Genomic DNA, 18,759 nt, shown 5'->3' on the forward strand with positions numbered 1-18,759 from the left:
ACGCTGGATGATAGTCAGAGCGCGGCGGCCCAGGGCGGGTTGGCTCCCGCGACCGAGCACGTGAGAGCCGCCACCCTGGCCGCGAACTCGGCCGCCTCCGCCGCCGTGGCCAGGTCCAGGCCGTCCAGGCGGCCGCCCAGGAGCCCCTTGGCGGACAGGCTGTGCAGGAGTCCGGCGGTGAAGGAGTCGCCCGCGCCGACCGTGTCCACGACGTTCACCTTCGGCGCCCGTACCTCGGCTCTCTCCCCGTCCAGGGACACGAGCGCGCCCGCCGCGCCCCTGGTGACGACGATCAGGCGGGCGCCTGCGGCGTGCCAGGTGTCGCAGGCGCGTTCGATCGGCACGCCCGGCAGCAGGAAGCCCAGGTCGTCGTCGCTGAGCTTGAGGATGTCGGTCAACTCGCACCAGCGGGACACCGGGTAGTCCTCCCGGGTCGCGAGGGTGGGGCGGACGTTCGGGTCGATGGAGATGGTGGCGCGCTCGGCGGCCTCCCTCGCGAACGCCTCCACCGCCGTCCGGCCCGGCTCCCTGACCAGCGCGAGCGAGCCGGTGTGCAGGCAGGCGGCCGGGCCGAGCCGCTTCAGGTCCAGCTCGTACGGGCTCCACTGCCAGTCGGCGGTGCCGTCGGCGTAGAACGTGTACTCGGCCTGCCCGCCGGGGTCCAGGGCGGCGACGGCGAGCGTGCTGGGCTCCCTGGCCTCGACGGCTGCCGACAGGTCCACGCCGGACGAGGTGAGGTGCCGGCGGAACATCTCGCCGAACACGTCGCCGGAGATGCGGCCGAGGAAGCGCGTGGCGGTCCCGAGCCGCGCCAGTGCCACTGCCGTGTTCGCGGGGCCGCCGCCCGGCAGCACCTGCAACGCCAACCCAGCCGCGCCCGCGTCACCGCCGGCGCCCGGCCCCGCGCCGCGCTCGGTGGTGACAGGGGGAGGCGAGGAGGTGGGGGTGGCAGGGCGGGGGCCGAGGGGGTGGTCGCCGGGGGAGCGGGTGGTGAAGCCGTCGGCGACGCACTCGCCCAGGACAGCGATCATCGAGCCTGCCTTTCAGGCACGTTGCCGATTTGTTACGGCATGGGGGCATTGACGTTTCTCGGATCGGAGTCCATCATCGCAGCACAGCGGATGTCAACGTTGACATATGTCAACGATGACATCGGGTCCCCCCTGATAGGAACCGCCCATGAATGCAAAGCTCTCGGCCGGACTCCTGGCCGCCGCCCTTCTCGTCACCGGCTGCGGCGGCGGCAACGGAGGCAGCGGCCAGAACTCCTCCTCCACCCCCAAGGTCGGGCTCATCACCAAGACCGAAACCAACCCGTTCTTCGTCAAGATGAAGGAAGGCGCGCAGAAGTCCGCCCAGGCCAACGGCCTGGAGCTGATGAGCGCCGCCGGCAAGTTCGACGGCGACAACGCCTCCCAGATCACGGCCATCGAGAACATGGTCGCCGCCGGTGTGAAGGGCATCCTCATCACCCCGAGCGACACCAAGGCGATCGTCCCCGCGATCAAGAAGGCCCGTGACGCCGGCGTGCTCGTCATCGCCCTCGACACCCCGACGGACCCCCAGGACGCCACGGACGCCCTGTTCGCCACCGACAACCTCAAGGCCGGCGAGCTGATCGGCCAGTACGCCAAGGCCGCCATGGCCGGCAAGCCCGCCAAGATCGCCACCCTGGACCTCGCCCCCGGCGTCACGGTCGGCCAGCTCAGGCACGACGGCTTCCTGAAGGGGTACGGGATCCAGGAGGGCGACCCCTCCGTCGTCTGCTCCCAGGACACCAGGGGGGACCAGGCCAAGGGCCAGACCGCCATGGAGAACTGCCTGCAGAAGGCCCCCGACATCAACGTCGTCTACACGATCAACGAGCCCGCCGCGCTGGGCGCGTACACGGCGCTGAAGGCCAAGGGCCGCGAGAAGGACGTGCTGATCGTCTCCGTGGACGGCGGCTGCACCGGCACGAAGGCCGTGAAGTCCGGCGAGATCGCCGCCACGAGCCAGCAGTACCCGCTCAAGATGGCCGAGGACGGCGTCAAGGCGGTGGCCGACTTCGCCAAGTCCGGCAAGAAGGTCTCCGGCTACACCGACACCGGCGTGACCCTGATCACCGACAAGCCCACCTCCGGCGTCGAGGCCAAGGACACGACCTTCGGCCTCGCGAACTGCTGGGGCTGACATGGCTGTCATGGAAGCGACGCTGCCGCGTCGCCTGATCACCACGCCCGTCGCCGGTCCGCTGGTCGCGCTCCTGCTGGCCTGCGTGTTCTTCGGGCTCAGGACCGACCAGTTCCTCACCGGCCCGAACTTCTCCCTGATCATCCAGCAGGTCATGGTGGTCGGCACCCTGGCCATCGGGCAGACCCTGATCATCCTCACCGCGGGCATCGACCTGTCGAACGGCGCCATCATGGCGTTCGGCGGCATCGTGATGACCAAGCTGGCCGTGGACAGCGGCCTGCCGCCGGTGCTGGCACTCGTCGCCGGGCTCGCGCTCTGCTCGCTGTTCGGGCTGGTCAACGGGTTGCTGGTGACGCGGATCTCGCTGCCGCCGTTCATCGTGACGCTCGGCATGCTGAACGTGGTCTTCGCCCTGACCCACATCTACTCCAACGAGCAGACGGTCACGGACCTGCCGCCGCTGCTGACGTTCCTGGGGCAGACGTTCCAGGTCGGCCAGACGAACGTCACCTACGGCTCGCTGCTGACGATCCTGCTGTTCCTGCTTTTCGCGTACCTGCTGGGCTCCACGGCATGGGGCAAGCACGTGTACGCGCTCGGCAACAGCCCCGAGGTGGCCCGCCTGACCGGCATCAGGACGGCCCGCCTGACCGTCGGCGTCTACACCCTGGCCGGCTTCGTGTACGGCATCGCCGCCCTGCTGCTCGTCTCGCGTACCGGCGTGGGCGACCCGCAGGCCGGCCAGACCGACAACCTGGACAGCATCACCGCGGTCGTGCTCGGCGGGACGAGCCTGTTCGGCGGGCGCGGCCTGGTGATCGGCACGCTGGTCGGCGCCCTCATCGTGGGGGTGTTCCGCAACGGCCTGCAGCTGATGGGCGTACCGTCGATCTACCAGACGCTCATCACCGGCGTCCTGGTGATCCTCGCCGTGGCCGTGGACCAGCTCTCGCGCAGGAGGAATCGATGACGACCCCCGCCTCCCAGACCCCCGTCCTCCAGGCCCGCGGCCTGGTCAAGAAGTACGGCCACGTGACGGCACTCGACGGCGCCGACTTCGACCTGATGCCCGGCGAGGTGCTCGCCGTCATCGGCGACAACGGCGCCGGCAAGACCAGCCTCATCAAGGCGCTGACCGGCGCGCTCCAGCCCGACTCCGGTGAGATCCTGCTCGACGGCGAGCCGGTGCGCCTCCGGTCGCCGATCGACGCCCGCCAGCACGGCATCGAGACCGTCTACCAGGACCTCGCGGTCGCGGCCTCGCTCGACATCGCCACGAACATGTTCCTCGGCCGCGAGCTCCGCAAGCCCGGCGTCCTCGGCAGCGTCTTCCGCCTGCTCGACAAGAAGCGCATGCGCGAGGAGTCGGCCAGGCACATGGACGCGCTCAAGATCGGGCTGCGCTCGCTCACCCAGCCGGTCGAGTCGCTCTCCGGCGGCCAGCGGCAGGGCGTGGCCGTGGCCAGGGCGGTGGCGTGGGCCACGCACGTCGTGGTCATGGACGAGCCCACGGCCGCGCTCGGCGTCAAGGAGTCCGGCCAGGTGCTCGACATGATCAGGCGGGTCCGCGACCGGGGCACCCCGGTGGTGCTGATCAGCCACAACATGCCGCACGTGTTCGAGATCGCCGACCGCATCCACATCCAGCGCCTCGGCCGCCGGGTCGCCCAGATCAAGCCGGGCGACCACAGCATGGCCGAGGTCGTGGCCATCATGACCGGCGCCCTCCAGGTCTCGGAGGGCAAGGCGGTGGTGGCTGATCAGGGCGCGGCGGAGGCCATCGGATTGTCCTGATGGGCGGCCACTAACATGGGCGCAATGCGGCGTCCGACGATGACAGATGTGGCGCGTGAGGTCGGCGTCACGGCGAAGACGGTCTCGCGGGTGCTCAACGACGACGGCCCGGTCGCCGTCGAAACCCGCGAGCGCGTCATGGCCGCCGTCAGGAAGCTGGGCTACCAGCCCAACCTGATGGCCCGCAACATGCGGGTCGGCGCCCGCGACGCGGCCATCGGCCTGGTCATCCCCGAGATGGGAAACCCGTTCTTCGGCACGGTCGCGGGCGGCATCGAGAGCGCGATCCGCGCCCGCGGGCTCACTCTCATCGTCGGCAACTCCAGCGAGACGGCGGAGCTCGAGCAGTCGCTGATCACGACGTTCCTGGCCCGGCGGGTCAGCGCGCTCATGGTCGTCCCCTCGGCCACGAGCGACCACCGTCAGCTGCGCAACGAGCGCGTGGCCGGCCTGCCGATCGTCTTCCTCGACCGCCCGGCCGTCGGCCTGACCGCCGACAGCGTGGTCAGCGCCAACCGCGAGGGCGCCAGGGCCGGGGTCGCTCACCTGATCGCCCACGGCCACCGCAGGATCGGCTTCCTCGGCGACGTGCCCGCCGCCCTCTACACCCGCCGCGAGCGGTTCCAGGGCTACCGCGACGCGCTCGAGGCGGCCGGCCTGCCGTTCGAGCGCGCCCTGGTGGAGACCGGACACGACCAGGAGGCCGCGGCCCGCGCCACAATGCGTCTGTTAGCGCTACCAGACCCGCCGACGGCGCTGTTCGCGGCCAACAACTTCGCGTCGATGGGCGCGGTGGTGGCGCTGTCGCGGGCCGGCCGCAAGGACGTGGCGCTGGTGGGCTTCGACGACCTGCCCCTGGCCGAGTGCCTGGACCCACCGCTGACGGTCGTGGCCCAGGACCCGGCGCGGATGGGGGCGGAGGCCGCGGAGCTGGTGCTGTCGCGGCTGGACGGCGACAGGTCCAAGGCGCGCAGGGCGCTGGTGCCCACCCGGCTGGTCGTCCGCGGCTCGGGCGAGCTGCCCGCGCCCCGTTGATCCTCAGCGAGGAGCGGTCTCTCCGGCGGTGAACCGCCCGATCCACAGGCCCCTTCACGCAGCGTGAAATCGACGTCTACGAGCCGCGTTATCCCCGTGGCCTGGCCCATCGAGTGAACCAGCGCAGCACGTACTCGACCGGGCCGTACCGGTGGCCGCGCAGCCACCACGCGCTGAGGGCGAGCAGCACCGCGTAGATCGCCGCCGCGACGCCCATCACAGCGAGCGGCGACAGCCTGCCCGCCAGCGCCAGCCCGTAGCCGGTGAACACCAGGCAGCACAGCACCGACTGCCCGATGTAATTCGAGGCCGCCGCCCGTCCTGCCGGAGCCAGCGCGCGGCCGACGGCGGGCACGCGCCTGATCACCTGAAGGAAGGTGACCACGTAGGCGGCGGTCAGCAGCACCGAGGTCACGTTGTTCACGGCCAGCGAGACCAGTTCGAGCGCGTCCCCCTGGCTCTGCGCCCATGTGAACAAGCTCGCGGCGGGCAGCCCGGCGCCGAAGCCGACCCACTGGATCCGCGGCACGAGGCGGGCCCAGCGCTCCGGATTCTCGAACAGCCGCGACTTGCCCGCTGCCATGCCGAACAGAAACAGCGCCATCGCCATCGGCCCCTGCCCGATCCACACCATGGCGGCCAGCCCGGGATACGTTTGGGCCTGGAACGTCAGCACGCCCACCGGTCCGCTCCTGACCAGCTCCTCCACCCGCGCCCCGGCCGCCGCGTCCACCGTCGGCGCCGTGCCGCCCGCCGGGTCCAGCAGGCTGAGTCCGGCCAGCACCAGCCAGAGCACCGACATGACCCCGATGATCCAGCAGCCGACGGCGAAGGCCCTCCTGGCCGAGGCGCCGCGCATGGCCAGCAGGATCAGCCCCAGCGCGGCATACAGGGTGAGAATGTCGCCGATCCACAGCAGAAACCCGTGCGCCACCCCGATCGCGAACAGCCCCAGGCACCGCCGCGCCATCCTGGCCTTCACGCTCACGCCGTCACGCGACATGAGCGTGAAGGAGTAGCCGAACAGGAACGAGAACAGGATGTAGAACTTCGTCAGTACCAGCGTGCTGACCAACCATGCGACCGGCCCGTCCGTGATGGGCATCGTGCCGATGCTCACGGCGTAGCGCGGGTCGGAGAAGAACCCGATGTTGGCCACCAGAATGCCTGCCAGCGCGAACCCGCGGACCGCGTCGATCTCGTGCACTCGCCTGGATCCCAGCTTCTGCGTCATGGCCACGACGCTAGAGACGCCTTGCCTGGCGGGCATCGGTCCAAGGCAGGTCCTGGGAGCGACCAAAGTCGCAATGTTGCGCAGATGGCCATCGCGACCTGCGGGAGACTTCCGTGGTCACCAGCTCGACCGGTCGCTGGTGGACGATGCCGGCGGCCGCTCGAGGTACGGCAGGGCGTCGTCAACCAGATCCGAGACCAGCCGGCGGGACGGCTGGATCTAGCGGGGGTAGGCGCCGCCGTCGAGGCTGAGGACCTGGCTGGTGAGGTATCCGTTGCGCAGGACGGCCAGGGCCAGGTCGGCGACCTCCTCCGGGCGGCCGAACCGGCCCACCGGCAGGAGATGCGGGTCGGCCGTGGCGGGGAGCATGGCGGTGTCCTGGATCAGCGCGGGCGCCAGCGCGTTGACCGTGACGCCGTGCGAGGCGACGTGCGAGGCCAGGAAGTGGAGCATGCCGTGCAGGCCCGCCTTGGAGGCCGCGTAGTGCGGGCCGACGATGCCGCCGGTGAAGGCCGCGATCGACGACATGAACAGCACCCGCCCGAACCCCCGCTGCGCCATCCCCGGCAACGCCCGCTGCGCCAGCAGGAACGGGGCGCGCAGGTTGACGGCGATCGTGCGGTCCCACGTCACCGCGTCCACCGCGGTGTAGTCCTGCTGGATGGCGTAGCCGGCGTTGGAGATCAGCAGCTCGACGGGGCCGAGCGCGTCGGTCGCGGTGCGGAGCAGGGCGGCGGGGACCTGGGGGTCGGCCAGGTCGCCCGCCAGCGCGATCGCGTCCACACCGGCCGCCCGCGCCTGCTCGACGAGGTCGTCGGCGTGTCCGGAGCGGGTGCCGTACGTGAAGGCCGTCCTGACCCCCGCGGCGATGAGCCGGCGTCCGATGGCCTGCCCGATGCCGCCCGACGCGCCGGTCAGCAGGGCCACGCGTCCGTTGAGATCCGTCATGGTCACCTATCTTCCATGTGACGGATGCGTCGAGGGGAGGTTGGAAAGGGGCGTTTCCGTACGTCTTCCTCTGTGTGCTCACGCGTAACTCACGGTCCACCTGAGTGGTTTACCTTGCGCGCATGACGAGCATGCGCAGGTTACTCGCGAGCGTGCTGGCCGGTGTCCTCGCCGGCGGTACTGTCGCCGTCGTGCTGACCCAGACGACTCCCGCCACGGCTGACCGCCGCGGCCACGCTCCCATCGTGATCGGCCACCGGGGCGCGAGCGCCCACCGGCCCGAGCACACCCTCCTGTCGTACGAGACCGCCATCGCGATGGGCGCCGACTACATCGAGCCGGACCTCGTCTCCACCAAGGACCACGTGCTGGTCGCCAGGCACGAGAACGAGATCTCCGGCACGACCGACGTGGCCGCGCACCCGGAGTTCGCCGACCGGCGCGCCACCAAGACCGTGGACGGGCGGGCGGTCACCGGCTGGTTCACCGAGGACTTCACGCTGGCCGAGCTGAAGACGCTGCGCGCCAAGGAGCGCGTGCCGGACCTGCGGCCGGACAACACGGCCTTCGACGGGCTGCCGGAGATCCCGACCTTCGAGGAGGTCGTGAAGCTCGCGCTGGAGCACGGCGTCGGCGTCTACCCGGAGACCAAGCACCCGACGTACTTCGACTCCATCGGCCTGTCGCTGGAGGAGCCGCTGCTGGACGTGCTGAACCGCTACCACGTGCGCAAGGCGTACATCCAGTCGTTCGAGACCGCGAACCTGCGCGAGCTGCGCTCCAAGACGAGGCTGCCGCTGATCCAGCTGATCACGTTCGGGGGCGCGCCGTACGACTGGGTCGCCTCCGGGAGCACCCGCACCTATGACGACATGGTGACGCCGGACGGGCTGCGCGAGGTGGCCACCTACGCGAACGGGATCGGGGTGGACACGCGGCGCGTGGTGCCCCAGGACGCCTCCGGCAAGACGCTCGAGCCCACCACGCTGATCGCCGACGCGCACCGGCGGCGGCTCGCCGTGCACGTGTGGACCGTACGGAACGAGAACTCGCAGCTCCCGGCGGACTACCGGCTCGGCAACCCGGCCAGCCCCGTCTACGCCCGGGCCACCGGGAACGTCATGGGCTGGCTGTCGAGGCTGGTCGAGCTGGGGATCGACGGGGCGTTCTGCGACGATCCGGCCATGGGACGGGCCGTGGTGACCGGCCGGTCGGCGTAGGGGCCGTCGAGAGCTCGATCGCCGCGCCCGGGGTCCGGCGCGGCGATCGAAGGCGTTGGCCCTATTCCCCACCGGATCGGTAGGTACATTGGTCCGGTGACGAACGACCAGCACGGCCTGGCGGTGACCGGGGCCGGTGCCGCCGCGGTACGGCACTACGACCGGGCGATCGACGAGCTGCTGCACCTGCGGGTGGAGGTCGACGCCGAGACCGACGCGGCGCTGGCCGAGTCGCCCGACTTCCCGATGGGCAACGTCCTGGCGGCGTACCTGGGGCTGCTCACCACCGACGTGGAGGACGCGCGCGCGGCGCGGGAGCGCTTCTCCGTGTTCCTGCGCCGGGTCGGCGAGGCGTCGCTGCTGCCGCGTGAGCGTGCGCACGTGGCAGCGGTGCGGGCGCTGCTCGGCGGCGACTGGCTGACGTGCGGGCGGCTCCTGGGCGAGATCACCGTGGAGCATCCGCGTGACGCCCTCGCGCTGGCCGCCGGGCACCAGGTCGACTTCTTCACCGGCGACGCGCGCTCGCTGCGCGACCGGATCGGCGGGGCGCTGAACGCCTGGCGGGAAGAGGACCGGCATTTCGGCCATGTGCTGGGCATGTACGCCTTCGGCCTCGAGGAGGCGGGTCACTACGACAGGTCGGAGGAGGTCGGTCTGCGGGCGGTCGAGCTGAACCCGCGCGACGTGTGGGGCATCCACGCGGTGGTGCACACGTACGAGATGCAGGGGCGGTTCGGGGAAGGCGTGCGCTACCTCGACGCGCGGCTCCCCGACTGGTCGACCGGCACGTTCTTCAACGTGCACACCTGGTGGCACTACTGCCTCTACGCGCTGGAGTCGGGCGACGAGGCGCGGGCGCTGGCGATCTACGACGCGGTGCTCGCCGGCGGGCAGTCGTGCATGGAGCTGCTGGACGCCGCCGCCCTGCTCTGGCGGCTCCTCCTGGAGGGCTCGGAGCAGGAGGAACGGTGGCGCGCCCTGGCCGACGCGTGGCCGGCCAAAGTGGGGGAGCCGTTCTACGCGTTCAACGACATGCACGCGGTCATGTCGTACGTGGGCGCCGGGCGGATCGGGGACGCGGAGAAACTGATCGCCTCGCGGGAGGCGTACGTGATGGCGCCGCGTCCCGGCGTCACCAACCAGGACATGACCCTGCGGGTGGGCCTGCCGGTGTGCCGTTCCCTGGTGGCCTTCGGCAAGGGCGACCACGACGCGGTGGTGGACGCGCTGTACCCGATCCGGCACCGGGTCAACGAGTTCGGCGGCAGCCACGCGCAGCGGGACGCCGTACAGAGGACCCTGCTGGAGTCGGCCCTGCGGGCGGGACGGCGTGACGTGGCCCGGGTGCTGGTGAGCGAGCGCGTCAACGTGCGCCCGTGCAGCCCGTACAACTGGCTCAAGCAGGCGGCCCTCGCCGAGACCCTGGGCGACCGGGGCGCGGCGGCGGCCGCCCGCCTGCGCGCCGGCAAGCTGGCCCGCCAGGGCGGCCAGGTTCCCGGCGGCACGGCGTAGGCCGGCGGGCCGAACTGCCGGGGTGGCACGGCGTAGGCCGGCGGGCCGAACTGCCGGGGCGGCCAGGCGCAGGCCGGCGGGCCGAACTGTCGGGGCCGGCGAGTAGTGTTTCGGCCCATGGATCGCCAACTCACCCTCATGGTCGTACACGCCCACCCCGACGACGAGTGCCTCAGCACCGGGGGCATCCTGGCCCGATATACCGACGAAGGCATCCGCACGGTCCTCGTCACCTGCACCAACGGCGAGCAGGGCGACGACCAGGGCGGTGTGAAGCCGGGCGAGCCCGGTCACGATGACGCGGCGGTGGCCGAGCGGCGGCTGGCCGAGCTGCGTGAGTCGGTGTCCCACCTGGGCATCGACCACCTGGAGCTGCTCGGCTACCGCGACTCCGGCATGGACGGCTGGGACGCCAACGCCCACCCCGACGCGTTCGCCAACGTGCCCGTCGAGACGGCCGCCGCCAAGCTGGCCGCGCTGATGGAGCACTACCGGCCTCAGGTCGTGGTGACGTACGACGAGACGGGCGGCGGCGGTTACGGCCATCCCGACCACGTTCAGACCCACCGCATCACGGTGGCGGCCACCGAGTCGACCGGCATTCCCGACAAGCTCTACTACACGGCCATTCCTCGTGCCGCCATCAAGCGGATGTTCGAGCTGATGCGCGACAGCGGGGTCGATCTCGGCGGCTTCGAGCCGTCCGACGACTTCGGCACCCCTGACGAGCGCGTCACCAGCCTCGTCGACGTCACGCCCTTCGTCGAGCGCAAGCTCAAGGCGCTCAAGGCGCACGAAAGCCAGGGAGAGAACATCTTCCTGCTCCGCATGCCCGAGGAGGCGCAGCACCAGGCGTTCGCGCACGAGGCGTTCGAGCGGAAGCTGTGCAAGGTGGACGCGCCCGACCACGAGGAGGACCTGTTCGCGGGCCTGCGTGACACCTGAGCCCACAGAATATTATTCTGTGGATCATGAGTGATCTCGTCAGCTACCGGTTGAAGGACTCCGTCGCCACGATCACCATGGACGACGGCAAGGCGAACGCGATCTCGATCCAGATGCTCACCGAGCTCGGCACCGCCCTCGATCGAGCGGTCGCCGACTCGGCGGTCGTGCTGCTGGAGGGCCGTGAGGGGCGCTTCTCGGCCGGGTCCGACCGTGGCGGGGTTCCTGCCGGCCGGGCGGTGGAGTCACCTCACCGTCTCTTCCGGGCCAAGGTGATGCCGTCTGCGAACGGCAGCAGAGAGATGTCCACCCGCTCGTCGTCCCTGATGCGGTTGTTGAGGCCGCGGATGGCCAGCGTGTCCGTGTCCCTGGCGTCCTCCTCCACGACCCGGCCGAAGAAGAGCGTGTTGTCGATGACGACCAGTCCGCCGGGGCGCACCAGGTCCAGCGCGGCCTCGTAATAGAGCCCGTAGTTCGCCTTGTCGGCGTCTATGAAGGCCACGTCGAATATCGCACGCCCCATGGTGGCCTCGATGTCGGCCAGGACCTTGACGGCGTTGCCGACGCGGAGGTCGATGCGGTCCGCCACGCCGGCCCGGCGCCAGTAGGGAGCGCCGATCCTCGGCCAGCGTTCGGTGATGTCGCACGTCACCAGCAGTCCGTCGGGAGGCAGGGCCCTCGCCATGCAGAGGGTGCTGTAGCCGGTGAAGGTGCCGATCTCCAACACGGCCCGCGCGCCCACGAGTGCGACGAGCAGGCCGAGTAACTGGCCCTCCTCCGCCATGACCTGCAGCGTGCTCCCGGCGGGCAGCGCGGCGGTCTCCTCCCTGAGGTCGCGCAGGACGGCGTCCTCGCGCAGCGAGACCTCACGCACGTAGCGGAGCAGTTCAGGCGTGCATTCCGTCTGAGTGGCCATGGAGAAACATCAAGCTCCGGACGAGGAATCCAACGAGAGACCCGGCTGGGTGATCATGTGTCCTGGCGGCGGGTCCACCGGAAAGTGGTCAGGCACAGGATGAGCCCGCCAACGGCCCACAAACCGAGCACCACGGCCGCCTTGCCCAGTTCGTACGATCCGGCCGGCTCGAGCGCGACACCCGCCTCACCCAGGAAGACCGACCGCAGGCCCTGGCACACCCACCGGAGCGGGAACAGCGCCGCCACGGAGACCAGCCAGTCCGGCAATTGCGAGATGGGGATGTAAACACCGGAGATGAACTGCAGGACGATGAACGGGAAAGTGATGACGGCGGTGGCGCTCTTGGCCGATCGGGGCAGGCTGCTGATCGCGATGCCGAGCAGGCAGCCGGCGACGAGCCCCAGGAGCACGACCCAGGCGAAGGTGAACCAGGCCGTCGCGCCGGTCGGGAGCCGGAGGTCGTAGACCAGCACGGCCACGGCCAGCAGCGCCGCCACCTCGATCGCCGTCATGGCGATCACGCTGAGGATCTTGCCGAGGAAGTAGGCGGACCTGGGCATCGGGGTGCCCTTGAGGCGCTTGAGGGCGTCGTCGTCGCGCTCGATGGCAATGGAGATGCCGAGGTTCTGCAGGCTCACGGAGAGGATGCCCGCGCCGATCAGCCCACAGGCGTATACCTGCGCGACCGTCAGCCCGGTGCCCTCGTAGGCGCCGCCGAAGATGGAACCGAACAGGAGCAGCAGGACGATCGGCAGCGAGAAGGTGAAGACCACCTGATCTCGTTCCCGGAAGAACATCTTGAGCTCCAGGACCGCCCGGGACCATCCGATCCGCCACACGCCGGGTAACCGTACGGCCGCCGTGCCGACTGTCGTCATGCGTTCTCCTCGATCAGCTTGAGGTAGACATCCTCCAGCGTGGGACGGGTGACACGCAGTTCGGGAACCTCGCCGCCGTAGCGCGTGACCAGCTCGACGACCTCCTTGGCCGGGGTGTCCGTCTGGATCTCGCCGTCCGCCCAGCTCACCGTGGCCTTCGCGATGGCACGGCCGCCCAGGGTGCGCGGATCCCCCTCGGCCACGATGCGGCCCCCGGCGATCACGGCCACGCGGTCGGCGAGTGCTTCGGCCTCGTCCAGATAGTGCGTGGTCAGCACCACCGTGGTGCCGGCCAATCCGCGGATCAGGCCCCAGAACTGCTGGCGCGCCTCGGGGTCGAAGCCGGTGGTCGGCTCGTCGAGGAAGAGCAGCTCGGGATCGCCCACGACAGCCAGCGCGACGTCGAGTCTGCGCCGCTGGCCGCCGGAGAGCCTGGGTATTCGTGTGTCCGCCTTTTCCGTCAGCCCGACCAACTCCATTGTCTCGTCGGGATTTCTGGGGCGGTGAAAAAACGACGCGAAGTGCCGGACGGCCTCCCGTACGGTGATCTCCGGGAGGTCGCGCGCCGATTGCAGAACGATTCCCATGCGGGCCCGCCAATGCCTGGTGGGCTTTCGGGGATCGACGCCCAGCACGCTGACCTCACCCGCGTCCCGGTCGCGATGGCCTTCGAGGATCTCCACGGTGGAGGATTTCCCGGCCCCGTTCGGCCCCAGGATCGCGTACACCTCGCCGGCTCTGATCTCCAGATCGACACCGCACACGGCGTGCACGTCCCCGTACTTCTTGACCAGGCCACTGACACTCACGGCACTTTCCATATGTCCCAGTGTCCTTCCTGAGCGCGTCCTACGCCATCCTCTGATCGCAGGACCAGACTGTCCGACGAGGCCGGACAGGCAATACATCGGAAATGAAGTCAGGCAAAAGTTGACCCCTTCCCTGCATTCATCCGACCGCGATCGTCCTTTGACGCGAGATCAACATAGAAGAGATATAGACGGTCATGGTAGGCAGGTAGCCCACTTCCCGGTGGTACTTCTCCGGTGGCTGGAGGTGTCGCGATTTTGTCGGTGTTCCATGCAGTCGTGGTAGATGACAGCTCGGTTTCCATCCGCGGGGCTATCGATGTCCTGTCTCATGATTCGTCGTGTTCCTTCCTGGGCTCTTTCCCCGCGGTGGAGCAGATTGAGTTACCCAACGGTGTCGGCGGCAACGTGGTGCTTGTCGTCGACCCCTACAGCGGCACGGGGGGCGGCCTGCCGGCTCTGTCGGGCTGCGCGGCCGACTACGCCGTCCTCGTGATGAGCACGTACATCGCCCCTCATGTGGTGCGCGAGGCCTTCCTCGTCGGTGTCCGGGGATACGTCGGCAAGGACGTGAGCACCTCGGCTCTGCTCTCGGCCGCGAACGCGGTGGCGGTCGGCGGCATGTACATCACCCAGGAGTTACGCGACGTGCTCGCTCCCACGGGCAACGGAGGCACGGTGAAGGCCCACGCCGAGATGGAGCTCAGCCCGCGGGAGAGAGACGTGCTGACCATGGTCGCGCAGGGATTCACCCACAAGCAGATCGGGTCGCGCCTCGGGCTGTCGAAAGCCACCGTGGACACGTACGTGCACCGCATCAGGCGCAAGGTGGGCGTGGGCAACAAGGCCGGGCTGACCAGGGTCGCCTTGGACCTCGATCTGCTGAACGAGGGTGTCTGAGATCAGCTCTGCACGGCCTGCACGGTCTGCAGGAACTCCTTCTCCGTTCCGGGCATGGGTGAGGGGGCGGGCAGGCAGCCCGCCTCCCGGAACTCGTTCAGCTGCTCCCTCACCTGCTCCCGCGCGCCGATCAGGCAGAGCTCCCGGGGGTCCGGCTTGCCGTACGCGTCGAGCACGTGGCGGTAGTAGGGCAACATCCGGTAGGAGGCGACGCTCTTGACCCACGTGGCGGTGCGCTCCTCCGCCTCCTCGCCCACGTAGGCGGGCAGGATGGTGATGATGTCGAAGTCGTCCTGCGGCCTGCCGAACTCCGCGCACGCCTCGCGGACGACCGGCATGATGCGTTCCCGCACATAGCGGGGCGAGCACAGCCAGATCACGATGCCCTTGCCGAACTCGACCGCGAGGCGGATCATCTGCGGGCGCAGGGCGGCCAGATAGAGGGGCACATCACGTACGGGATTCGTGTACTGCGCGTGCGCGCTGAAGAACCGACCCTCCACACTCACGGAACCCTCGCCCGTCAGGGTGCGCACAATGGACAGGTACTCGCGCATCACGGCGATCGGCGGACCCTGCCGCTGCCCAAGAACGTACTCGTTGACGAACTGGTGGCTGTAGCCGAGCCCGAGCAGGAAACGGCCGTCCGACAGCTCGGCGAGCGTCGAGGCAGCCTGGGCCATGGACACCGGGTGTCGGGCGTAGATCGGCAGCACCGCCGTCCCCACCGTGATCCGCGGCTCGGCGGCCAGGTAGGCCGCGGCCATGAGCGTGGCGTCGCGCTGGTCGGGCTGCTGCTCCAGCCAGATCTGGTTCACTCCCTCCTGGGCGGCGACATGGACCCGGGTCCGCAACTCCTCAGGAGTCAGGACGCGAGGTGAGAGCATCAACGGCCGTGGGGCGAGCGTCATGGATGTCGCCGTCCTTCCTGACTAGGGTGCGATGACCTCGATGTAGGGGGCGTGTGCCTGGATGCGTTCCAGGTCGGACTCGAGGACCACGTGGGCGCCGTCCCGTTCGGCCTCGACGAAGCCGGCGAACGCGTAGGTGATCTGCATCAGGCGGTTGCGGCCGGTCTGCACGAAGTCGGCGCGCAGTTTCGCGCCGTGTCCGCGCGCCGTGCTCATCACGTGGTTGAGCAGCACGGTTCCCACTCCACGAGACATGGTGCGGCAGGACATCAGCAGGAGACGCAGATGCCAGTACGGCATGCCTCGTTCCACGAGCGCGAGCCCGATCGTCCCGTATGTGCCGAACACGTCCTCCAGTTCGGCCACCAGGACGAGGTGGTCGGGGCTGGCGCAGAGCGCTTCGAGCTCCTCGTAGGAGTAGGTGCGGCCGGTCGAGTTGAGCTGATTGGTCCGGACGGTGAGCTCTTCGGCGCGCTGCAGGTCGGCACGTGTGGCGGCGCGGATCGTGAAGCGCATGCCGAGCTGCGCCAGGAACTCCTCGGGCGTCCCGACGAAGTCCTCCTCGGCGTCCTCCCGCCTGATCTGGCTGCGGAACATCTCGCGCCGGCGCCGCGAGTCCTCGGTGACGAACCTCGGGGTGAACGCCGGCGTCGCGATCGCGCCGGCGGCGGACGCGGGGTCGAGACAGAGCACGGCGGGATGCGCCCGTGCCACCTCCGCCCGTTCGAACTCCTGGTCGTCGATGAAGGCGAGGGCGTCGATGCCGACGTTCAGCCGCCTGGCGACGGTCGCCACGGAGCTGGACTTGGCGTTCCAGCCGATCTGGGGATAGACGAACATCTCCGCCAGCCCCAGTTCGGCCAGCTTGGCCATCGCGAGGGCCGCGTCGTTCCTGCTGGCCACGGAATTGAGCACGCCGCGCCGGTCGAGCACGTGGATGAGCTCGACCATGTCGTCGCGGAGCTTGACCTCCTCGTCCTCCAGGAGGACGCCGTCCCACAGGGTGCCGTCGAGGTCCCAGACGACACATTTGATCTTCGTACGGCTCGCACTCTCACCGGTCATGGTTCACTCCGGCGGTAGGCGGCTTCGGCGATGGTGAGTCGCTGGATTTCCGAGCTGCCCTCGATGATCTCCATGATCTTGGCGTCACGGAAATAGCGGGCCACCGGGTACTCCGGCCCGCAGCCGTGCGCGCCGTGGATCTGCACGGCCTCGGCCGCGTGACGGGCTGCTGCGGTGGACGCGAAGTACTTGGCGATCCAGGTCGCCATGATCGTTTCGGCGTTGCCGCTGTCCTTCAGGCGCCCCGCGTGTTCGTAGAGCAGCCGGCCGGCGGTGACGTCGGTCACCATGTCCGCCATCTTCGCGCGGATCAGTTGCAGATCCCGGAGCCGGGAGTCACCGACCATGCGGCCGGTGGTGTAGGCGGCGCACGCGTCGAGGCAGGCCTGGACGATCCCCACCGAGCCCGCGGCCACGCTGAAGCGGCCCATGTCGAGGGTTCCTGCCAACAGCATGCCGGCGGCGAAGTTCTCCGGGCCGAGCAGCGCCTCCGGGCCCAGCTCCGCGTCCCGGAGCCCGACGGTGGCGAGGAGGCTGGCCCGGGTGCCGAGGATGCCATCGATCGGGGTGATCTCGACGCCGGACGTGTCCCGGGGCACGAGGAAGGCGGCGATCGTCGAGCCCGTGCGGGCGAAGACCAGGAAGAGTCCCGCGCGCCGTCCCGCGGTGATCCAGGTCTTGGTGCCGTCGAGCACCCAGCCCCGGTCCGTACGCCGGGCGGTGGTGCCGATGCGCCCGGTGTCGCTGCCGGCCTCGTACTCGGAGACGCAGATCGCGGCCTGGACGCGCCCCGAGGCGAGTTCCGGCAGCCAGCGTTGCCGCTGCTCCTGGCTCCCCCAGCGGCTGATCGCGAAGGACACCATGGTGTGCACGGTGAGCAGGCTGCGCACGGAGGAGCAGCCGCGGCCGACCTCCTCGTGGATGGAGCCCAGCGTGGCGTAGGAGACGCCCGCGCCGCCCTGGTCGGCGGAGAGGAAGGGGGCCCACAGCCCGGCCTCGGCCATCGCCTCGAACAGCGACTCGGGCAGGTCCCCGCGCCGGTCGAACGCGTCGGCCGACCCCGCTATGTGACCGGCCACGAACCTGCGCGCGGAGGCACGGTCCAGCACCTGCTCGGCGCTGCGGCGCGGCAGGGAGATCGTCATCCGATCTCACGCGCCGCGACCGGCGCCGCCTGCCGCTGCACCAGTCCCGCCATCGCGTTCACCGTGCGGAAGTTGTCCAGGCGCAAGGCGTCGTTGGCGATGGTGACAGCAAAGGTCTGCTCGATGAACATGACCAGTTCCATGGCGAACAGCGAGTTTATGAAACCCAGCGCGAAAATGTCGTCGTCATGAGTGATCTCGATCTCGGGAAAGCGTCCGCGGATGAAGCCGTAGATGATGTCGGCGACCGTTTCGCGCATCTCGAAGCCTTTCCTTGGTCAATCAGCGGTAGCTGTGGAAGCCCTGCCCGGACTTCCGCCCGAGCAGTCCCGCGTCGGTCATCTGGATGAGGAGCGGGCAGGGGCGGTACTTGCTGTCGGCGAAGTACGAGTGCAGCACCCGGACACTGTGCAGGATGGTGTCGATGCCAATGAGGTCAGCCGTCTCCAGCGGCCCCATCGGATGGCCGAAGCAGCTCCTGAAAACATCGTCGACGGCGCTCGCCGAGGCGACTCCCTCATACACCAGGAAAGCGGCCTCATTAATCGTGAGCATCAATACTCGGTTCGACAGGAAGCCGCAGGAGTCCGTCACCTCGATCGCCCTTTTTCCCATCTCGGCGAGCAACGCGCGGGCCCGTTCCAGAGTTTTCTCGGAGGTGTGCACGCCGGGAATGAGTTCGACCGCGGTCTTCATGGGGACGGGGTTCATGAAGTGCGCGCCGACCACGTTGCCCGGCCGGCCGGTAGCGGCGGCGAGCGTGGTGATCGGGATGGCCGAGGTGTTCGCGATGAAGATCGTACCCTCCGGACAGATCGCGTCGAGCCGCTGGTAAACGTCCCTTTTTATGGCGATGTCCTCGGTGACGTTCTCGATCACCGTCGCGGTCCCGCCGAGGTCTTCCAGTGCGGTCGAGGTCTTGACGGCGCTCATGACGGCGGACACGTCCACCTGCTCGCCCCGGAGCATGGGCGCCAGCCGGCAATTCTGTGCCAGTCGCCTGAGCGCCTCATTTAAAATGTCATCCTTTTGGTCGACAAGGATGACCTGGTGTCCGACCTCCGCAAGGTTCTGCGCAACACCGACACCCATCACCCCCGCGCCCACCACGCCGATCAGGGTCATGCCGGGATTCTTCGCCGGGCGGCGCACGCGTGTCAACACGGAAATCCGTTTCCCGGAGGTGGCCATTATTGCCTGGCAGGATGCTGTCAGCGTACGGATATGGACGCCCGGCGGGCGATGGGGCAGCATCGGTCGCGGTCGGCA

Annotated in this window: 19 protein-coding genes and 1 pseudogene; 9 read left to right on the forward strand and 11 right to left on the reverse strand. The window is 69.3% G+C overall.

What is annotated here, in order from left to right:
• Positions 1-14 precede the first annotated feature (14 nt).
• Positions 15-1,031, reverse strand: coding sequence for a carbohydrate kinase (locus tag AB0J64_RS30750; RefSeq protein ID WP_364034348.1), 1,017 nt, complete (start codon positions 1,029-1,031; stop codon positions 15-17).
• Positions 1,032-1,179: 148 nt separating this feature from the next.
• Here AB0J64_RS30750 and AB0J64_RS30755 point away from each other — a divergent pair, with 148 nt between their 5' ends.
• Genes AB0J64_RS30755 through AB0J64_RS30770 form a run of 4 tightly spaced genes read left to right on the forward strand, consistent with a single transcriptional unit; the run spans position 1,180 to position 5,004 of the window.
• Positions 1,180-2,172 (forward strand): sugar ABC transporter substrate-binding protein, encoded by a 993-nt coding sequence (locus AB0J64_RS30755; RefSeq protein WP_364034351.1) that lies wholly within the window; start codon positions 1,180-1,182, stop codon positions 2,170-2,172.
• Positions 2,173-2,182: 10 nt separating this feature from the next.
• Complete coding sequence (locus AB0J64_RS30760) at positions 2,183-3,145, forward strand: ABC transporter permease (protein ID WP_364034354.1); 963 nt, start codon at positions 2,183-2,185, stop codon at positions 3,143-3,145.
• Positions 3,142-3,969, forward strand: a complete 828-nt coding sequence (locus tag AB0J64_RS30765) for an ATP-binding cassette domain-containing protein (protein WP_364034357.1) — start codon at positions 3,142-3,144, stop codon at positions 3,967-3,969. The genes AB0J64_RS30760 and AB0J64_RS30765 overlap by 4 nt, the downstream gene beginning before the upstream one ends.
• 24 nt (positions 3,970-3,993) lie before the next feature.
• Positions 3,994-5,004 (forward strand): LacI family DNA-binding transcriptional regulator, encoded by a 1,011-nt coding sequence (locus AB0J64_RS30770; RefSeq protein WP_364034360.1) that lies wholly within the window; start codon positions 3,994-3,996, stop codon positions 5,002-5,004.
• Between the two features lie 88 nt (positions 5,005-5,092).
• Here the strand turns inward: AB0J64_RS30770 and AB0J64_RS30775 are convergent, their stop codons facing one another.
• Complete coding sequence (locus AB0J64_RS30775) at positions 5,093-6,238, reverse strand: DUF418 domain-containing protein (protein ID WP_364034363.1); 1,146 nt, start codon at positions 6,236-6,238, stop codon at positions 5,093-5,095.
• Between the two features lie 219 nt (positions 6,239-6,457).
• Positions 6,458-7,186: an SDR family NAD(P)-dependent oxidoreductase gene (locus AB0J64_RS30780; protein WP_364034460.1), complete on the reverse strand. Its 729-nt coding sequence runs from the start codon at positions 7,184-7,186 to the stop codon at positions 6,458-6,460.
• A 122-nt stretch (positions 7,187-7,308) separates the two neighbouring features.
• Between AB0J64_RS30780 and AB0J64_RS30785 the strand changes: the two genes are divergently transcribed.
• The 4 genes and pseudogenes from AB0J64_RS30785 to AB0J64_RS30800 all read left to right on the forward strand — a co-directional run.
• Positions 7,309-8,406, forward strand: a complete 1,098-nt coding sequence (locus AB0J64_RS30785) for a glycerophosphodiester phosphodiesterase (RefSeq protein ID WP_364034366.1) — start codon at positions 7,309-7,311, stop codon at positions 8,404-8,406.
• Positions 8,407-8,502: 96 nt separating this feature from the next.
• Complete coding sequence (locus AB0J64_RS30790) at positions 8,503-9,918, forward strand: tetratricopeptide repeat protein (RefSeq protein ID WP_364034369.1); 1,416 nt, start codon at positions 8,503-8,505, stop codon at positions 9,916-9,918.
• A 117-nt stretch (positions 9,919-10,035) separates the two neighbouring features.
• Positions 10,036-10,863 (forward strand): PIG-L family deacetylase, encoded by an 828-nt coding sequence (locus AB0J64_RS30795; RefSeq protein ID WP_364034372.1) that lies wholly within the window; start codon positions 10,036-10,038, stop codon positions 10,861-10,863.
• A 26-nt stretch (positions 10,864-10,889) separates the two neighbouring features.
• Positions 10,890-11,075: pseudogene (locus AB0J64_RS30800) on the forward strand (enoyl-CoA hydratase-related protein); the annotation flags it as partial.
• A 38-nt stretch (positions 11,076-11,113) separates the two neighbouring features.
• Here the strand turns inward: AB0J64_RS30800 and AB0J64_RS30805 are convergent.
• From AB0J64_RS30805 to AB0J64_RS30815, 3 genes are read right to left on the reverse strand one after another with little or no spacing between them, the layout of a single operon-like run.
• Positions 11,114-11,779 (reverse strand): class I SAM-dependent methyltransferase, encoded by a 666-nt coding sequence (locus AB0J64_RS30805; protein WP_364034375.1) that lies wholly within the window; start codon positions 11,777-11,779, stop codon positions 11,114-11,116.
• Positions 11,780-11,832: 53 nt separating this feature from the next.
• Positions 11,833-12,660 carry an ABC transporter permease gene (locus AB0J64_RS30810; protein ID WP_364034378.1) on the reverse strand — a complete coding sequence of 276 codons (828 nt, stop codon included), beginning with the start codon at positions 12,658-12,660 and terminating at the stop codon, positions 11,833-11,835.
• Positions 12,657-13,481, reverse strand: coding sequence for an ABC transporter ATP-binding protein (locus tag AB0J64_RS30815; RefSeq protein WP_364034381.1), 825 nt, complete (start codon positions 13,479-13,481; stop codon positions 12,657-12,659). Before AB0J64_RS30815 ends, AB0J64_RS30810 begins: the two co-directional genes overlap by 4 nt.
• 357 nt (positions 13,482-13,838) lie before the next feature.
• Here AB0J64_RS30815 and AB0J64_RS30820 point away from each other — a divergent pair, with 357 nt between their 5' ends.
• A complete protein-coding gene (locus tag AB0J64_RS30820) occupies positions 13,839-14,369 on the forward strand; it encodes a response regulator transcription factor (RefSeq protein WP_364034384.1) in 531 nt (176 codons plus the stop codon).
• Positions 14,370-14,371: 2 nt separating this feature from the next.
• Here AB0J64_RS30820 and AB0J64_RS30825 read toward each other — a convergent pair whose 3' ends face one another.
• From AB0J64_RS30825 to AB0J64_RS30845, 5 genes are read right to left on the reverse strand one after another with little or no spacing between them, the layout of a single operon-like run.
• Entirely contained in the window at positions 14,372-15,280 is a 909-nt protein-coding gene (locus AB0J64_RS30825) for an LLM class flavin-dependent oxidoreductase (RefSeq protein ID WP_364034387.1), read from the reverse strand.
• A 21-nt stretch (positions 15,281-15,301) separates the two neighbouring features.
• Complete coding sequence (locus AB0J64_RS30830) at positions 15,302-16,345, reverse strand: HAD-IIIC family phosphatase (RefSeq protein WP_364034390.1); 1,044 nt, start codon at positions 16,343-16,345, stop codon at positions 15,302-15,304.
• Entirely contained in the window at positions 16,342-17,490 is a 1,149-nt protein-coding gene (locus AB0J64_RS30835; RefSeq protein WP_364034392.1) for an acyl-CoA dehydrogenase family protein, read from the reverse strand. The genes AB0J64_RS30830 and AB0J64_RS30835 overlap by 4 nt, the downstream gene beginning before the upstream one ends.
• Complete coding sequence (locus AB0J64_RS30840) at positions 17,487-17,750, reverse strand: acyl carrier protein (RefSeq protein ID WP_364034395.1); 264 nt, start codon at positions 17,748-17,750, stop codon at positions 17,487-17,489. Before AB0J64_RS30840 ends, AB0J64_RS30835 begins: the two co-directional genes overlap by 4 nt.
• A 22-nt stretch (positions 17,751-17,772) precedes the next feature.
• Positions 17,773-18,744: a 3-hydroxyacyl-CoA dehydrogenase family protein gene (locus tag AB0J64_RS30845; RefSeq protein ID WP_364034398.1), complete on the reverse strand. Its 972-nt coding sequence runs from the start codon at positions 18,742-18,744 to the stop codon at positions 17,773-17,775.
• Positions 18,745-18,759: the final 15 nt, after the last annotated feature.

The organism is Nonomuraea sp. NPDC049695 (genome assembly GCF_040674955.1).
Taxonomy (GTDB): Bacteria; Actinomycetota; Actinomycetes; order Streptosporangiales; family Streptosporangiaceae; genus Nonomuraea; species Nonomuraea helvata.

Excerpts from the sequence above, each read along its gene's own strand:
- AB0J64_RS30750 (WP_364034348.1), bottom strand. The coding sequence starts at position 1,031 with ATGATCGCTGTCCTGGGCGAGTGCGTCGCCGACGGCTTCACCACCCGC.
- AB0J64_RS30755 (WP_364034351.1), top strand. The coding sequence starts at position 1,180 with ATGAATGCAAAGCTCTCGGCCGGACTCCTGGCCGCCGCCCTTCTCGTC.
- AB0J64_RS30760 (WP_364034354.1), top strand. The coding sequence starts at position 2,183 with ATGGAAGCGACGCTGCCGCGTCGCCTGATCACCACGCCCGTCGCCGGT.
- AB0J64_RS30765 (WP_364034357.1), top strand. The coding sequence starts at position 3,142 with ATGACGACCCCCGCCTCCCAGACCCCCGTCCTCCAGGCCCGCGGCCTG.
- AB0J64_RS30770 (WP_364034360.1), top strand. The coding sequence starts at position 3,994 with ATGCGGCGTCCGACGATGACAGATGTGGCGCGTGAGGTCGGCGTCACG.
- AB0J64_RS30775 (WP_364034363.1), bottom strand. The coding sequence starts at position 6,238 with ATGACGCAGAAGCTGGGATCCAGGCGAGTGCACGAGATCGACGCGGTC.
- AB0J64_RS30780 (WP_364034460.1), bottom strand. The coding sequence starts at position 7,186 with ATGACGGATCTCAACGGACGCGTGGCCCTGCTGACCGGCGCGTCGGGC.
- AB0J64_RS30785 (WP_364034366.1), top strand. The coding sequence starts at position 7,309 with ATGACGAGCATGCGCAGGTTACTCGCGAGCGTGCTGGCCGGTGTCCTC.
- AB0J64_RS30795 (WP_364034372.1), top strand. The coding sequence starts at position 10,036 with ATGGATCGCCAACTCACCCTCATGGTCGTACACGCCCACCCCGACGAC.
- AB0J64_RS30805 (WP_364034375.1), bottom strand. The coding sequence starts at position 11,779 with ATGGCCACTCAGACGGAATGCACGCCTGAACTGCTCCGCTACGTGCGT.
- AB0J64_RS30810 (WP_364034378.1), bottom strand. The coding sequence starts at position 12,660 with ATGACGACAGTCGGCACGGCGGCCGTACGGTTACCCGGCGTGTGGCGG.
- AB0J64_RS30815 (WP_364034381.1), bottom strand. The coding sequence starts at position 13,481 with ATGGAAAGTGCCGTGAGTGTCAGTGGCCTGGTCAAGAAGTACGGGGAC.
- AB0J64_RS30825 (WP_364034387.1), bottom strand. The coding sequence starts at position 15,280 with ATGACGCTCGCCCCACGGCCGTTGATGCTCTCACCTCGCGTCCTGACT.
- AB0J64_RS30830 (WP_364034390.1), bottom strand. The coding sequence starts at position 16,345 with ATGACCGGTGAGAGTGCGAGCCGTACGAAGATCAAATGTGTCGTCTGG.
- AB0J64_RS30835 (WP_364034392.1), bottom strand. The coding sequence starts at position 17,490 with ATGACGATCTCCCTGCCGCGCCGCAGCGCCGAGCAGGTGCTGGACCGT.
- AB0J64_RS30840 (WP_364034395.1), bottom strand. The coding sequence starts at position 17,750 with ATGCGCGAAACGGTCGCCGACATCATCTACGGCTTCATCCGCGGACGC.
- AB0J64_RS30845 (WP_364034398.1), bottom strand. The coding sequence starts at position 18,744 with ATGCTGCCCCATCGCCCGCCGGGCGTCCATATCCGTACGCTGACAGCA.